Below are 15,059 nucleotides of genomic sequence, written 5' to 3'. Positions count from 1 at the left end.
AGAGGGGGTTTTTTCGTAGCCCGAACACCCATGCTAACTTGGCTAAACTAGATTGGTTATTTCGAATAGAAATCCAGACGTACTGGATGCAGCGCTACTCTCGATAGCCTTCGGTGAGGCTCTCGACGTACTTCGCGATCACGTCGACTTCGAGGTGGACCGGATCGCCGACTGCCTTCTCCGACAGCGTCGTGATCTCGTAGGTTTCGGGGATGATCGCCACGGCGAAGGAATCGTCGTCGTGTGCTGCGACGGTGAGGCTGATCCCGTCGACAGTGATCGAACCCTTCTCGACGACGTAGGGTGCCAGTCCCTCCGGTAGGGAGAAGGCGAACTCCCAGTCGTCACCCAGCCTGGTAATCTCGTCGACGTCGGCCGTCGCGTCGACGTGACCCTGGACGAAGTGGCCGTCGAACCGGCCATCTGCTGGCAATGCTCGTTCGAGGTTCACCAGATCACCGACGCCGAGTTCGCCCAGATAGGTCCGGTCGAGTGTCTCCGTCGCGGTGAACACCTCGAAGGAGTCCGCATCGAAAGATTCGACTGTCAGGCACGCGCCGCTGACGCTGATACTCTGCCCGATCGAGAGTCCGTCGAACGGACTCGAAAGCCGGATTCGACGCCCCTCTTCGGTCTGCTCGATATCGAGAATCTCGACGGTCTCCTCGATGATCCCTGTGAACATACCCGCAGTTAGGACGCAGTCGGCGAAAGTGCTACGATATGACGAGAAGGGAGTGGAGAACGGCCTACTGCGCGACTGGCTTTTCGCCGATGCCGTCGAGCAGTTCCTCGATGCTCTGTTCGGTCGGTTCGTTGTGGAGCAAGACGTCGATCGGCAGCGTCGGCGCGCCGTCGACCAGATTTTCGAGGATGACGAGTCGTTCACGCGCACGCGACATACCGACGTAGAACACCCGGCGTTCGTTGTCCGTCAGCGTCGGGACGGTGTTTGCGTGTTTCGTGAAGGACATCTCTTCTGGGATCTCCTCGTTTGCCTGCTCGATCGCCGCCGACATCTGCTCGACGACCTTCTCGGTCAGGTCGGTCGCGACGAAGACGTGGTCGGCCTCACGACCCTTCGCGGAGTGGATCGTTCCCAGTCGAACTCGGTCGCGGTCCATCCCCTGATACCGACCGTTGAAGTACGCGTCGACACTCCGTTCCTGGAAGCTGGTCACTTTCCGCAGCATATCCGCCGCCGCCGGCGGGTCCGGGACGAACGGGACGTGTTCACGGATCAGTTCCGGCTCGATATCCAGATTCGTCAGGTCGTCGACGCCCGACTGTTCCTCACGCTCGTCGAGCACGTCGAAGAAGTCGTCGCGTTCACCAGTCCCGAAGGCCGAATCGGCGAGCATATCGGCGAGTCGCCGGGCCTGCAGCCCGGTCAGCGGCTCGTCCTCGGCGAGTGACTCGATGCCGTCGACGTACTGGGTGAGGCGGTCGGTCCACATCCGCTGGTCGGTCAGACAGCTGAAGGGGATCCCCTCGTCGATGAACTCGTCGATGAACTGGAACATCTGGTAGCGGGCACGGAACAGGACCATCGCGGTCTCCTCGGTCTCATCGACAGTTCTGGTGAGTTCGCGGGAGAGATCCAGCATCGAGCGGTTACGGATTCCCTCGACTTTGCCACCCTCTTTCCGGGGTTTCAGATCTTTCTCCTGGCGTTTCTCGATGTGGCGGACCTCCTGGTTGACGACGTTGAGGATCTTCGAGGGGAGTCGGTAGGAGTTGGGAAGGACGACGTCGTCGTCGACGGTCTCTTCGAGCAGCAGGTCGGGATCGGCACCCTGCCAGGCGTAGACGACCTGGTCGTCGTCACCGGCGATCAGCACCCGCTTCATGTGTGGCCGCCACTCGCGGTAGACCTCGTACTGCAGCGTCGTGATATCCTGGAACTCGTCGATGACGAGATAGTCGACGCTCGGCAGCAGGGAGCGCTGGTGGACCCGTTCGAGCATATCCGCGAAGCCGACGATATCGTGCTGTCCTTTCCAGGTGCGCCAGGCACGGATCGCGTCGGGGATATCCAGCCGGTCGTCGTCGCTGGGCCAGGTCGGCGTGTACTTGTTGCCCGTCTGGGCGTTGTCGTCGATCTCGGGCGGGAGGCGGACCTCTTCCTCGTTCCACTGGAAGGGAACGTCGTACCAGTCGCCGACGTCGCGTCGGGTCCGCTGGAGCCACTGACTGGTCGCGATGACTTTGTTTCCGAGCGTCGTCGACCGTGCAGACCGACGACGTGACCCCTCGTACTCGTCTTCGAATTCGAGCCCGTAATCCTCACAGAACTCTTCTTTGTCGGATTCCCCCACGACGTCGCTGCGAGAAAGATTCAACAGATCGTACGCTTTCGCGTGCATCGTACAGACGTTGCCCCGCAGTGCACGCGGTGTCGTGTCGAGTCGGTCGGCCAGCCGCTCCCGGATCTCTGCTGCCGCCGCTCGCGTATATGAAACGACCAGAATATCCCTGACTTCGAGCTCGTCGTTCGACTCGATCAACTCCTCGACCCGATCCAGCAGTGCTGTCGTCTTCCCACTGCCGGGCCCACCAAACAGGCGAGTTACCTCTGTAGATTCAGTCATTGCACACTTAATGACGCTCCTGGTTCATAAGCCCCGCGACTTTGCGCTCCGATTACCGGTACAGAGAGAGGTACAACATACTGAACCCGATGATGAACGGAATCGTCTCGACCATCTGGAAGAAAAGGAGAATGGCCTGGTCCGCTTCCGAGCCAAGCTGTGTGATCACACTGCTGATCGCGACACCCATACTGATGAACGCAAACCCCACGAACGCGTACTGTAACCGTTGGGACTGCTTTTTCCGATACGCCTGAAAGCTGATGAGTGTGAGTCCGAGAGAGAGCCCAAACACGACAAATCGCATCAGTGTCAGCACAATCCGTGCAATCGGTTCGACCTCTACCATCGATTCACCGAAGTTACAGTGAGGGGTCTAATAAGCGTGACTAATTGTGAAAGAAAGTCAACCAGATGGAACGCAGTGAGAACGAGAGGGGAGCCAGTACCGAACGAGACAGACAGTGGCGGTCACTCCGCGCCGAGTTCGTCCCAGAGCTGGCTGAACCGGTCCGGGAGGTTCTCTTCGCGGTAGATTCGAACTTTGTACTCGTCGTCTTCCAGTGAGATAACAGTACTTTCGAAATTCGACTGATACACCTTGTAGTGATTCCCATCCTCGGCGACGAGGGTCTCGTCTGTGATCAGATCGTACTCGTCTAACATCTCGATACGTCGGTAGACCGTCGGCAAAGACAGATCACATTCTTCGGCGAGTTCCTTGGCGTCTTTGGGCTCCCGGCTGATCGCCGCCAGTAAACGTCGAGCGTGTTGATCGCCGATCGTGTCCAAGATCTCCTCAATACTTCGGTCGTCCACGTTGAACACAATACATCTAATAAGACATAAACGTTTTCGCATGGCACCACGATCGACACCGGATCTCATCAAGAGAACTACACCACGTCGGCTGGTCACCACCTCGATCTGCTCGTTCACCGATCATCTATCAGTATTGATATTTGAGTTGTGCTGTCCGGGCTCGGGCGGGTCACAGACAGTCGCACTCCCACCGCCGTGTGCCGTGATCCGGGTGCGGATCTGTGCGGTGTGTACCGTCTCCGTCGAATCGTCGACGATGACGACCTCGCCCGGGGCAGTCGGCAGTCGTGTTTCCAGCGACTCGGTCATGTAGGTCGGCTGGGCGGCCGAAAGCGCCGCGATGTCCGACTCGGCGGTCAGCCGGTGTGAGACGAGGATATCGGACTGGGAGATCGCGACCTCCGGCAGCGCGGCCGGGCGCTGGGTGACGAACACACTGCTGACGCCGGGTGCTCGCCCCCGTGTGAGAACGGTTTCGAACGCCGGAGCGGCGACACCGTCGAAGAAGGTGTGGGCTTCGTCGACGAGCAGCCACGGGAGTCGCGAGACGGCATCGTCGACTCTGGCCCGGTACAGGGTATCGGCGACGCTGCGGGCGACAGCGTTCATCGGTTCGTCGTCGAGTCCGGAGAGGTCGAGAACGGTGCACTCCCCACCCGTGAGTGTGGCCACGTCGAGCCCATCGGCGTCGAAGACACCCCACGAGTCGGCGAGGTCGACGTGGTTGATCGCCGCCCGCTTGGCTGCATCTGTCGCGGTACTCGACCGGATCTGCTCGCGGATGTCGTCGAGTGTTCGCCCACCTGCGGCGGCCTGCCAGAGGAGGGCACCCGCAGCGCTCTCCGGTGAGAGTCCCACGAGGGCACACCACGATCGCCCATCCAGCGAGTCCGGCCGGACTGCTGGTTCGGAGACGACCCGCGCAGGCACGTCTGTCCCACTGGCGACCGTCTCGAAGGCAGCCATCGGATCGAGGACGACGGGTGCAACGCCGTCGACACGGGCGAGTTCCTCGGCGATGACACCGAGCGTGTAGGATTTGCCGTAGCCACGTTTCCCGACGATCAACATGGCGTGGGGACGGTTACAGTCGAAATACAGCTGTGCGCCGTCGCTCCCGTCGAGCGCACGGAAGCGACCGAGGTTGCCGGCCGGTCTCTCTTCGATATCCGCCCGATCACGTCCGATGATGAAGCTCACGCGACGGGCTGGTCCCGGCTTCGTACTTGAAGCTTCGTGTGACGGGACAGAAAAGCAGAAACTACAACTACCCGACGAGCAATCATCGAGTGAGAACGCAGTTCCGGGATATCTGAAGATGTTCGAACTGTTTACCGAAACGTACGTCGACTGGCGACAGAGTATCGCCCTCACCGGGACAGTCATCAAGTATCTCGCGGTCGCGATGATCGTCCCGCTGGTGACGAGTCTGGTCTACGGCGAGGACACAGTCGTCTTTCTGGTCTCGATGGCGATTGCCGTCCTGATCGGGCTCGCACTCGAACAGCTGGCGACCGACCGGGAGATCGGCCCGCCAGAAGCGCTCTTTTTCGTCGCGCTCGCCTGGTTTAGCGCTGCTGCCGTCGGCGCGATCCCCTACGTCATCGCCGGATTCGGGACGGATTCGACGCTCGCACACCCGATCAACGCGCTGTTCGAGTCGATGAGCGGATTCACGACGACTGGTGCAACAGTGCTGGGAGAGATTTCGACCGAGCAACACTCACACGCGCTGATGATCTGGCGACAGCTCACCCAGTGGCTCGGCGGGATGGGGATCATCGTGTTGATGATCGCGATTTTACCCGAGATCGCAGTCAACGGCGCACAGCTCATGCAACGGGAAGCACCGGGCCCGGAGCTACAGAAGCTGACCCCGCGGATCGCGGAGACAGCCCGTGTCCTCTGGCTCGTCTATCTCGGTTTTACTGTACTCTTTGTCGTGCTGATGGCCGTGCTCCACTACAGCACCAATCTCGCGCCGAACATGGATCTGTACAACGCCGTTGCACACGGATTCTCGACGCTGCCGACAGGCGGCTTTTCGCCACAGGCCGACAGTATCGGCGCGTTCGAACCGGCCGTGCAGTGGCTCGTCATCCCCTTCATGATCATCGCAGGGACGAACTTCGCGCTGTTCTGGTACCTGCTCAACCGCGATATTTCGCTCGTCACGGAGGATCCGGAGCTGCGTGGCTATCTCGGCTCGATTGTCGTCCTGACGATCGTACTCGCCGGGATTTTGTACGCCGGCGCAGCACCCACGCTACGGCTCGGTGGCACGACTGCTGGCAACCTCGAAAATGCCGCGCGACAGGCTGCATTCCAGATCGGATCGCTGATGAACTCGACCGGCTTCGCGACCAGTGACTTCGCACAGTGGGACAGCGTCGCGCAGGTCTTCCTGCTATTTGCGATGTTCATCGGCGGCTCCGCCGGCTCGACCGGTGGTGGCGTCAAGGTCGTCCGATGGGTTATCGTTCTCAAGACCGCAAAACGGGAACTCGACACTGCAGCACATCCGGATCGGATTCAGCCGGTCAGGCTCGGCGAGTATATCGTCGACGAAGATGCGATCCGTGCCATACTCGGGTTCACACTGCTGTATTTCGTGTTGCTCGGGCTCAGTGCGGTCATCATCGCGATAGATGCCAGCCGAACCGCCAATATCGTCCTCACCCCGATCGATGCCTTGAGCGCCAGTCTCGCAACGATCGGCAACATCGGCCCGGGGTTCGGCGACCTCGGTCCCTTCGGGAGCTATCTCGGGTTTCCGAACACCTCGAAACTGCTGATGATCTTCCTGATGTGGGTCGGCCGACTGGAGATCATCCCCGTGCTGGTGATCTTCACGGGTTCGTTCTGGCGGCAGTGACACCGCTGGAGACCATCAGGAGGTCCAGAACGATTTCGTAAACAGAACGAGCACGGGGATGATCTCGATGCGCCCGATCCACATCAACACGATCATGACGACTTTCGTACTCGTCGGGAAGATGTCGTAGGTCCCGAACGGGCCGGCCGCCCCGAAGGCTGGCCCGATGTTCAGGAACGTCGAGGCAGCAGCGCCCATCGCATCGAACTCCGAAACCTGAAGCGACTGGAACCGGGCAGCGTCGACGACGACGAAGATCGTGAGCATGAAGACGAGAATGATACTCAACAGGAGATAGCCATAGATATCACGAATCGTCTGCTCGTCGACCGAGTTCCCCGAGATCCGAACCGGTCTGATCGCCTCCGGGTGGATACTCGTGTACAGCGACCGCCGGAGGGATTTAAACGCGACCAGCCACCTGAGCGACTTGATCGAGCAGGTCGTGGAGCCGACCATCCCGCCGAAAAACATGCACACAAAGATCATGTGCTGACCCGCGGCCGACCACAGCGTATAATCTGTACTCGCGTATCCGGTGGTCGTGACAATCGAGGTGACGTTGAACAGCGCGTGGCGGATCGTCGCTTCACTCGAAAAGGCGATATCCGGGTTGATGACGAGGATGGCGGTGACGATGGTCCCGAAGAAGCCGACGGTGCCGAGATAGAAGTGAAACTCCTCGTTTTGCAGCAGGCGCATCGGCTCGCCCTGGATAAAAAGATACAGCAGGATGAAGTTGGTCGAGCCGACGAGCATGAACGGGATGAGAGCCCACTGTGCGATCGGCGCGAACGCAGCTGCGCTCTGGGGCTCCGGAGAGAATCCCGCCGTCGCAACAGACGTAAATGCGTGGGCAATTGCGTTGTACAGGTCCATATTCGGTGCCAGTCCGGAGAGACCGAGGGCGTAGTATACCGCGACTGCAAGTCCCGTAATGGCGACGTACAGCCCCCAGATGAGGCGGGCAGTTTCGGAGATCTTCGGCGTGAGTTTGCTGACGTCCTGGGTCTGTGTCTCCGTCTCCATGAGCTGGGCCCCGCCGACGCCGACCGAAGAGAAGACAGCCGTCACGAGAATGAGAATTCCCAGCCCTCCGAGCCACTGGATGAGCTGTCGCCACATCAGAAGCGAGTTCGAGTACACCGAAAACTCCCGAAACACGGTGCCACCGGTCGTCGTCAGCCCGCTCATCGCCTCGAACATCGCGTTCACCGGCGAGGCGGTCGTGCCGGTGCCAGCGAGCACGAAGGGAATCGCCCCCACGGCAGCGACCAGAAACCAGATCACTGCGACTGCGAGAAAGGCCTCGCGCGGGCCGAGATTCGCCTCTGGGTCCCCGACAAAATCCAGCCCCCAGCCGAGTCCGAGCGTCACCGCAATCGCCCCAAGAAACGGTAGCAGGGGTTCGCCGTAGTACACCGCGAGAACCAGCGGGAAGGCGAGCGGGACGGAGAGATAGAACAGAATCTGTCCCGTCAGATCGAAGCTCGCGCGCCAGTCGACACGGATCTGCGGTGCAGTGAACATCCAGCTGGTAGTTTTGTAGCTAGACAGATGACATAAACCCATCTGCAAACGAGGTCTCCACGAAGACGACGATGTGATCGCCCGCTTTCAGTCTGGTGTCCCCACGCGGCGTAATAAAGGAGCTGTTCCGGGTGATCGCCCCGAAGACGAACTGGCCCTCGAGTTCGCTATCGAGTTCTTCGAGTGTCTTGCCGACCATCGAACTGTCGGCATCGAGTTCCAGTTCGAATACCTCCGCCTGATCGTTTTCCAGAACCGTCAGATTTTCCGCGATGTTTTCGTAGCTGAATCGGGTGATCTCCTCGGCAGTGACGTTTCGCGGGTTGATCGCGACGTCGATCCCGATCTCCTCGAACAGAGTCACGTATTCGGTGTTGTCGACGACAGCGACGACCCGGTCGACACCGATTCGTTTCGCGAGCACGGCGATCAACAGATTTCGCTCGTCGGAGTTCATCGCCGCGACGAGGATATCCGCCTCGTCGACGTGTTCGCGTTCGAGAAAGTCCGTATCTGTCGCGTCGTGTTGCATGACGACCGTGTTGGGCAGATCCTCTGCGAGTTCGCGTGCACGCTCCTGATTGGCCTCGATAAGCCGTGGTTTCAGTCCCCGCTCTTCGAGTAGTCGAGCCGTGTGATAGCCGATCTGTGACCCACCTGTGATCACGATATCGGTGGCGTCGTCGAGTGTGTGCCCGGGAGCGATATCCGTCGCGAAGGACTGGACACTCTCCGGACGGCCGATCACTACTGCCCGATCGTTTGCCTCGATCACAGTCGACCCATCCGGGATCAACAGCTGCTCACCGCGGAACAGCCCGGCGAAGGTCAGCGAGTCGAACCGGTCGGCCTCGACGACCTTCTGGCCTGCAACTGGGCTCCCCTCGTTTATTTCGAACTCTGCCATGTGTACGAGTCCCCCTGCAAACGGATCGAGATCGAGCGCGGAGGGGAGTCCGATCACACGCACCATATTCTCCGCGGTCAACAGATCAGAACAGATGATGTGATCGGCCCCGAACGCACCGTGTTTGCGCTCCCAGGTCCGCAGGTACTCGACCGATTTCGTCCGGGCGATAGTGAACGGATCGCCGAGTGTCTTTGCCGTCCCACAGGCGACGAGATTCGTGCGGTCGTTGTCGGTGCTGGCGATGAACATATCGGCGGTGTCGACCTCTGCCTCTTCCTGGATCTCCAGTGACGTGCCGTCCCCGTGAATCGACAGCACGTCGAGGTCGAATTTCAGTCGCTCTGCGCGAGCCGCGTCGGTCTCGACAACCACGACATCGTGATCCCCCGCGAGATTTGCAGCAATCGATGTGCCGACTTCCCCCGCACCAATGATTACAACGCGCATATCGCATTCACCAACTGGAGCGACAAATCGGTTACTACATACTACAGCGTAGACCCGACCGACGAGATAGTTGTAAAAAGCAATAGGCAGACAGGTAAGGTCCATCCACAGTTCGCTGGTGGCATCCCCCACTCGCGGACGGCTGAATCGCCTGGCTCCCGTGAGCAATGAGCGTACACGGACGAGTGACGAACACCTCGGTGGCCACTGATCGCCAGCACCCGATGCGAGTTCCCACGCAATAGCGTCTGATGGCGCCATTCTACCTATGTCAGCAGAATTACCTGACTAGTAGGGATTCGTCTTCTTTACAGTACCAGGCTTACGGTGTAGCGTAGCACATGATCGAATCAGGCACACTCGAATCGGTGGTACTGCAAGTCACACAAGAAGACATGTACGAGCATGTGCTGAACGACGCCGTGCTCGGCAGTTCGATATACATAAATATCGCGCTCGCCGGGCTGTCACTGCTGTTTTTCATGTTCCTCGCACGGAACGTATCGGACCCGCGCTCACAGCTGATTATCGTATCGGCGATGGCAGTCTCCGCCGTCTCGGTTGCCAGTTACTCCGGACTCGCGTCCGGGCTGACGATCAGCGTCCTCGAAATGCCGGAGGGACACGCGATGGCTGGGCAGGTAACGGAGCTAGCCGGGCAGGATCAGACCGTCGATGGGACGATAAGCCTGTGGGGTCGGTACCTGACGTGGGCGTTCTCGACGCCGTTCATTCTGCTGGCGCTGGGTCTGATCGCGGGCTCGAACATCTCGAAGATCTTCACCGCGATCATCTTCGACGTCGGCATCATGATCACGGGGCTCGCGGCAGCACTGACGACCTCCTCGCACCTCATGCGGTGGTTCTGGTACGCGATTAGCTGCACCTTCTTCCTCGTGGTCATCTACATCCTGCTGGTCGAGTGGCCCGAAGACGCCAAAGCTGCTGGGACCGCGGACATCTTCAATACGCTGAAACTGTTGACAGTCGTTCTCTGGTTCGGCTACACGATCTGGTGGGCACTGGGCAACGAGGGACTCGCACTCATCGAGTCCGTCGGAATCACCTCCTGGGGCTACAGCGCGTTCGACGTCGTCGCCAAGTACGCCTTCTCCTTCCTGGTGATCAACTACGTCGTCAACAACGTCGAGACGATCAGCGGTGGGTCGGAGTACGGCGCGACCTCGGAGGCGATCCCGGCAGACGACTGATACTGCCGGCTGTAAATCCGGAGAGAGATGTGCCACCTCGGTGGCACAATTTTCAGTTTCTTACAGACGGCAGTCAAATTCGACGCTCGGCGTCGATCGAATAAATCGTCAGACAAAATTATATTAGGCTGCTGATCCCGATACAATATGTGGGAAACGAACGAGTTCTCGTGGTCGACGACAGCTCGACGGCCGAGGAAGCGGTGTCAACGCTCGAGGATGCCGGCTGTCGAGTGAGTGTGGATCGATCCGCAGCCGACGCGCTCGTCAGCCTGCGCAGCGAGCGCATCGACGCTGTCGTCACCGAGTTCTCGCTCCCCGACGACGACGGGGTCGAACTACTCCGGGAGATAAAATCGTTGTACGACGCGGTTCCCGTCGTGATGTACACTGCCTCGGGTGACGAACGAACCGCGAGTCTGGCGATCGATGCCGGTGTCGCAGCCTACATTCCGAAACGCGATCCGGAGGGCGCGAGCCGGCTCGTCGAGACGATCGAAGAGGTCGTGTCCGGGCGCCAGCTCGGGATCGACCGGGACGACCTCCCGGAGCCGACCGCCGAAACGATCGTCAGAGCAGTCGACGAAGCCCCTGTCGGAATCACACTCTCCGATCCGTCACTGCCGGACAATCCGATCACGTACCTCAACGAGGCCTACGAACAGCTGACGGGGTACAGCGCCGAGGAGGTGATCGGCCGCAACTGCCGGTTCCTGCAGGGACCGGATACCGAGGAGGAGCCGGTCGCACAGATGCGAAAAGCGATCGACGCGGACGAACCCGTCTCGGTCGAGTTGCTCAACTACCGCGAGGACGGGACGCCGTTCTGGAACCAGGTGACGATCGCACCGGTCTACGACGACCAGGGCGAGGTCTCACACTACGTCGGCTTCCAGAACGACGTGACAGAGCGCAAAGAAGCCGAAGCGCTCGCGAAACAGCGCGCCGACGCGCTACGCGAGGAACGCCAGGGACTCGAACGCGTACTCGGTCGGGTAAGCGGGCTAGTCAACGAAGTCAGTCACGCACTCGTCAACGCGAGCGACCGCGAGGAGATCGAAGAGAGCGTCTGCACCGAGATCGCAGCAGCGAGCGACTACACACACGCCTGGATCGGTGAGATGCGGGCGGGCGGCTCGGGGATCTCCATCCGCGTCCAGGACGGGCCACAACAACAGTCGATCGAGACCGGTGCCGGGACCGAGTGGAGTGACACCGTCTTCGAGCGGGCCATCGAGGAGGGAGCAGTCAAAATCGTCTCCGAAGCCGACGAACTTCCGCCTCCAGTCACGCCGGAGCGGTTCGACGCGACGACGATGGCGATCGTTCCGCTCACGTACCGCCGGGTAACCTACGGCGTGCTGGCCGTCTACGCCGAAGGCTCCGACGTCCTCGATCACCGCGAGACGGAGGTGTTCGGGGCGGTCGGGCAGATGATCGCAAGCGGGATCAACGCCGTCGAGACGAAACAGGTGTTGACCGCCGACCGCGTGACCGAACTCGGCTTCGAGATCACCGACGACAGCTTCCCGTTGATCCAGCTCGCGAAAGCCGCGGAGGGGTCGATCAGCTACAACGGCTCGACGATCAGTGACGGTAGATCGCTCCGGATGTTCGTCACGATGACGGAGCCACCCGAGGATTTCGACGCGCTGATCGCGAACTGTCCGGACATCAGAAACGGGTTCGTCGTCGCAAATCAGGACGGGAAGGTCGCGGCGTCGATCGAACTCGACGGAGCCGCGGCGTTCCAGGAGCTCGCCGAGTACGGGGCAACAGTACGCGATCTCTCCGCTTCGGGCAGTTCCGGAACCGCACAGTTGCATATCGACCTTCCCGTCGAGGGAGACGTCAGATCCGTCCTCTCGGTGCTGGAGTCGGCCTACGACGGCGTGAATCTGGTCCGGCAACGCGAGCGGGAACGCGACCCGCGGCCGACTGCGGAGTTCGTCGCCACGGTCGCGGATCGACTGACTGATCGCCAGTACACGGCTCTGGAGACAGCCTACCTGAGCAACTACTTCGATTTCCCCCGGCCGGTTTCGGGTGAGGAACTCGCGGAGTCGATGGATATCTCCCGCCAGACCTACCACCAGCATCTCCGCGCTGCCCAGCGAAAGCTGCTCGAAGAGTTCTTCGAAACCGACTGATCGGCGGAGATTTTTTACTGATTTGACCCATCAGGAGCAATATGTCGAGTCGGATCCTCTATCGCGGTCTCTTTGCAGTCGTCGCCATCGTCTCACTCGCTGCCGTGGCGGTCGGAGTGGGTGGTCTCTATACGGTTTTCACTGGCGGTACGGACACTGCAGACGAATCGAGTCTCCTCGGCGAGTTCCAGTGCGAGGAGTTCGACGGCGATCCCGAGATGCCACACGAATCCGAGATCGGGGAGCCACTCACCGTCCGCGGCGACTCACAGCTCGACTCGTTCAACACCACCACCGTCGACGGTGAGAGAGCGATCGAAATCGAGACCGCGGGACCGTTGATCAACGCCTCCGCACGTCGACCGGATGGTACGGTGCTGGCCGTCGATCGGTTCCCAGAGGAGAACCGGCTTGTTGTGACGGCACCAGACCGACGCCCGTTCCGGCTGTTTGTCGACAGTCTAAACGACGAGGGTACTGCTGTCAGGACAGCACTCGATATCTGCCCACCGGAGACGGCGTGACGAGATACCTGACACGTATGCTGGCAGTGTTTTTGTACTGGTTCCCATAGGTTCTGGTATGGCCACCAGAAACATTACTCGCGACCGGGGGAACACTGCGCCAGGGAAGCGGTGGTCGAGGACAGTACGAACAGACAACTGGTCGCGAACCGGGGGCGACTGATGGCGCCACTCACCTACCTGGAGTTTCTCCTGGTGTTTTTCCTCCCGCCGATTCTCCTGTTTGGGGTACTCGCAGCCGTCCGCGAGCAGTCCTGGTGGGGATGGCGACCGGTCAGCGGGCTGGCTGTGATCATCGTCATCGCCGTGATCTACACCACACCGTGGGACAACCTGTTGATTGCAGCGGGTGTCTGGGAGTACGGCGAGGGCACGACGCTCGTCCACTTCTGGGAGGCCCCGCTCGGGGAGTATCTCTTCTTCGTCCTCCAGCCGGTGTTGACGGCACTGTGGCTGTTCCAGTTTCCAGCGATTGCGGATATGTCGCTACGAGTGCCGGCGAAGAGCCGTCTCATCGGTGTGGTTGCAGGGCTCTCGGTGAGCGCGGTCGGTTATCTCCTGCTCGGAACCCAGTCGACGTTCTATCTGGGAGCAATTCTCCTGTGGTCCGGGCCAATCCTCGCGATCCAGTGGGGGTTTGGCTGGCCGTACCTCTGGGAGATCCGCCGGACAGTCGCGATTGCACTGGCTGTCCCGACGGTTTATTACTGGGTCATCGACCGATTCGCCATCGAGACGGGGATCTGGACGATATCGGCCGCGCAGACGACCGGCGTGGCGCTTTTCGGCCTGCCGATCGAGGAGGCGGTCTTCTTCGTGATGACAAATATTTTCGCCATCCAGGGGCTCGTGATGTACATGTGGCTGTTCGACCGTGTCGACCGCGGCGAACTCGAGGCGTGGACAGTCGCGATCCGTAACTGGAGACCGAGCAACAGCATCGAGGGATGACAGGGACGATTTCCATTCCGGGCGCGACTGCACGACGTGTCGCAGAGTCGTACTCGATCAAACCGGGCTGGGCGGCGCTGGCTGTGGTCGGTCTCATCTCGGTCACAGTCGGCGAGATTCCACGACAGTACCAGTATCTGCCGCTGATTGCGAGCGTCCTCGTGATCGGGCTCCCACACGGCGCTGTCGACCATCTCGTGCTGGCGCGCAATCGCGGTGAGTCACTGACTGTTCGCTGGCTCGCGGTTGTCGGCGGGCTCTATCTCCTCTTCGGCGGCCTCTACGCCATCGTCTGGTTCGTCTGGCCAGTGGCTGCGTTCGTCTTTTTTATCCTCATGACCTGGTTTCACTGGGGACAGGGCGAACTCTACCCGCTGCGTGATATCGTCGGCGCGGAGTACCTTCACGCCCCTGGTCAGAAAGCGTTGACAGTGATCGTCCGCGGCGGGGCACCGATGCTGGTTCCGCTCGTCGCCTTCCCTGGGCAGTACGAGTTCGTCGCGAGTTCGCTGATCGGCCTGTTCGACACGTCGACGGCAGCGGCGCTCGCGCCAGTCTTCGAACCCGGGCCACGGGCACTGGTTGCTGCCCTCTACGGGACGGCCGTCCTGGCCACTGTGGCGCTCGGGTTCGTTCGCAGCAGTTCACTGGAGCCGTGGCTGATCGACACTGGTGAACTCCTGGGTCTCACGGCCTTTTTTCTCGTCGTCCCGCCGATCCTCGCGATCGGGATCTACTTCTGTTTCTGGCATTCGCTCCGGCATGTCATCAGGACGGTCCTGTTGCACGACGACTCCGCCCAGGCGCTGAGCCAGAGCCAGATCGGTCCCGCAGCCAGACAGTTTGCCCGGGATGCGATGCCGATGACCGCGGGTGCCCTCTGCTTGCTCGGCGGCCTCTATCTGCTCGTCCCCCGCTCGCCCGGTGCGACCCCGGAACTCGTCGGGCTGTATCTCGTCTTGATCGCAATTTTGACGCTGCCACACGTCGTGATCGTGACCTGGCTGGACCGCGAGCAGGCGATCCTCTGACTCTCGGGGTTCGAGAG

The 15,059-nt window shown here is 60.5% G+C and carries 13 protein-coding genes; 6 read left to right on the top strand and 7 right to left on the bottom strand.

What is annotated here, in order from left to right:
* Positions 1 to 94: 94 nt before the first annotated feature.
* From EOW68_RS09340 to EOW68_RS09320, 5 genes are all read right to left on the bottom strand, one after another.
* Positions 95 to 685, bottom strand: a complete 591-nt coding sequence (locus EOW68_RS09340; protein ID WP_128224889.1) for a riboflavin synthase — start codon at positions 683 to 685, stop codon at positions 95 to 97.
* A gap of 64 nt (positions 686 to 749) precedes the next feature.
* The gene (locus EOW68_RS09335; RefSeq protein WP_128224888.1) at positions 750 to 2,591 is read right to left on the bottom strand and encodes a UvrD-helicase domain-containing protein; all 1,842 of its coding nucleotides are present in this window, start codon (positions 2,589 to 2,591) and stop codon (positions 750 to 752) included.
* A 52-nt stretch (positions 2,592 to 2,643) separates the two neighbouring features.
* Entirely contained in the window at positions 2,644 to 2,940 is a 297-nt protein-coding gene (locus EOW68_RS09330; RefSeq protein ID WP_128224887.1) for a DUF7521 family protein, read from the bottom strand.
* A 122-nt stretch (positions 2,941 to 3,062) separates the two neighbouring features.
* Positions 3,063 to 3,410 (bottom strand): ArsR/SmtB family transcription factor, encoded by a 348-nt coding sequence (locus tag EOW68_RS09325; RefSeq protein WP_431358842.1) that lies wholly within the window; start codon positions 3,408 to 3,410, stop codon positions 3,063 to 3,065.
* Positions 3,411 to 3,533: 123 nt separating this feature from the next.
* Positions 3,534 to 4,613: an ATP-binding protein gene (locus EOW68_RS09320; protein WP_128224885.1), complete on the bottom strand. Its 1,080-nt coding sequence runs from the start codon at positions 4,611 to 4,613 to the stop codon at positions 3,534 to 3,536.
* A gap of 118 nt (positions 4,614 to 4,731) precedes the next feature.
* On the opposite strand from EOW68_RS09320, the gene EOW68_RS09315 reads away from it, so the two are divergent.
* Positions 4,732 to 6,288, top strand: a complete 1,557-nt coding sequence (locus tag EOW68_RS09315; RefSeq protein WP_128224991.1) for a TrkH family potassium uptake protein — start codon at positions 4,732 to 4,734, stop codon at positions 6,286 to 6,288.
* Positions 6,289 to 6,303: 15 nt separating this feature from the next.
* On the opposite strand, the gene EOW68_RS09310 is transcribed toward EOW68_RS09315, so the two are convergent.
* Positions 6,304 to 7,818, bottom strand: coding sequence for a TrkH family potassium uptake protein (locus EOW68_RS09310; RefSeq protein ID WP_128224884.1), 1,515 nt, complete (start codon positions 7,816 to 7,818; stop codon positions 6,304 to 6,306).
* Positions 7,819 to 7,837: 19 nt separating this feature from the next.
* The gene (trkA, locus tag EOW68_RS09305; protein ID WP_128224883.1) at positions 7,838 to 9,175 is read right to left on the bottom strand and encodes a Trk system potassium transporter TrkA; all 1,338 of its coding nucleotides are present in this window, start codon (positions 9,173 to 9,175) and stop codon (positions 7,838 to 7,840) included.
* A gap of 341 nt (positions 9,176 to 9,516) precedes the next feature.
* Between trkA and EOW68_RS09300 the strand changes: the two genes are divergently transcribed.
* The 5 genes from EOW68_RS09300 to EOW68_RS09280 all read left to right on the top strand — a co-directional run bounded on the left by EOW68_RS09300 (position 9,517) and on the right by EOW68_RS09280 (position 15,042).
* Positions 9,517 to 10,386, top strand: coding sequence for a bacteriorhodopsin (locus EOW68_RS09300; protein WP_128224882.1), 870 nt, complete (start codon positions 9,517 to 9,519; stop codon positions 10,384 to 10,386).
* 149 nt (positions 10,387 to 10,535) lie between these two features.
* Entirely contained in the window at positions 10,536 to 12,536 is a 2,001-nt protein-coding gene (locus EOW68_RS09295; protein WP_128224881.1) for a bacterio-opsin activator domain-containing protein, read from the top strand.
* 41 nt (positions 12,537 to 12,577) lie between these two features.
* Entirely contained in the window at positions 12,578 to 13,060 is a 483-nt protein-coding gene (locus EOW68_RS09290) for a hypothetical protein (protein ID WP_128224880.1), read from the top strand.
* 111 nt (positions 13,061 to 13,171) lie between these two features.
* Complete coding sequence (locus EOW68_RS09285; RefSeq protein ID WP_431358841.1) at positions 13,172 to 14,011, top strand: lycopene cyclase domain-containing protein; 840 nt, start codon at positions 13,172 to 13,174, stop codon at positions 14,009 to 14,011.
* Positions 14,008 to 15,042 carry a Brp/Blh family beta-carotene 15,15'-dioxygenase gene (locus EOW68_RS09280; protein ID WP_128224879.1) on the top strand — a complete coding sequence of 345 codons (1,035 nt, stop codon included), beginning with the start codon at positions 14,008 to 14,010 and terminating at the stop codon, positions 15,040 to 15,042. The genes EOW68_RS09285 and EOW68_RS09280 overlap by 4 nt, the downstream gene beginning before the upstream one ends.
* Positions 15,043 to 15,059 lie beyond the last annotated feature (17 nt).

The organism is Halovenus amylolytica, from assembly GCA_004015825.1.
GTDB classification, from domain to species: Archaea; Halobacteriota; Halobacteria; order Halobacteriales; family Haloarculaceae; genus Halovenus; species Halovenus amylolytica.
Note: the sequence above shows the minus strand (reverse complement) of the source record. Positions and strands in the feature narration are given on the sequence as shown.

What these genes read in the sequence shown, in the direction of transcription:
- EOW68_RS09340 (WP_128224889.1), bottom strand. Translation starts at nt 685, where the DNA reads ATGTTCACAGGGATCATCGAGGAGACCGTCGAGATTCTCGATATCGAG.
- EOW68_RS09335 (WP_128224888.1), bottom strand. Translation starts at nt 2,591, where the DNA reads ATGACTGAATCTACAGAGGTAACTCGCCTGTTTGGTGGGCCCGGCAGT.
- EOW68_RS09330 (WP_128224887.1), bottom strand. Translation starts at nt 2,940, where the DNA reads ATGGTAGAGGTCGAACCGATTGCACGGATTGTGCTGACACTGATGCGA.
- EOW68_RS09315 (WP_128224991.1), top strand. Translation starts at nt 4,732, where the DNA reads ATGTTCGAACTGTTTACCGAAACGTACGTCGACTGGCGACAGAGTATC.
- EOW68_RS09310 (WP_128224884.1), bottom strand. Translation starts at nt 7,818, where the DNA reads ATGTTCACTGCACCGCAGATCCGTGTCGACTGGCGCGCGAGCTTCGAT.
- trkA (WP_128224883.1), bottom strand. Translation starts at nt 9,175, where the DNA reads ATGCGCGTTGTAATCATTGGTGCGGGGGAAGTCGGCACATCGATTGCT.
- EOW68_RS09300 (WP_128224882.1), top strand. Translation starts at nt 9,517, where the DNA reads ATGATCGAATCAGGCACACTCGAATCGGTGGTACTGCAAGTCACACAA.
- EOW68_RS09290 (WP_128224880.1), top strand. Translation starts at nt 12,578, where the DNA reads ATGTCGAGTCGGATCCTCTATCGCGGTCTCTTTGCAGTCGTCGCCATC.
- EOW68_RS09280 (WP_128224879.1), top strand. Translation starts at nt 14,008, where the DNA reads ATGACAGGGACGATTTCCATTCCGGGCGCGACTGCACGACGTGTCGCA.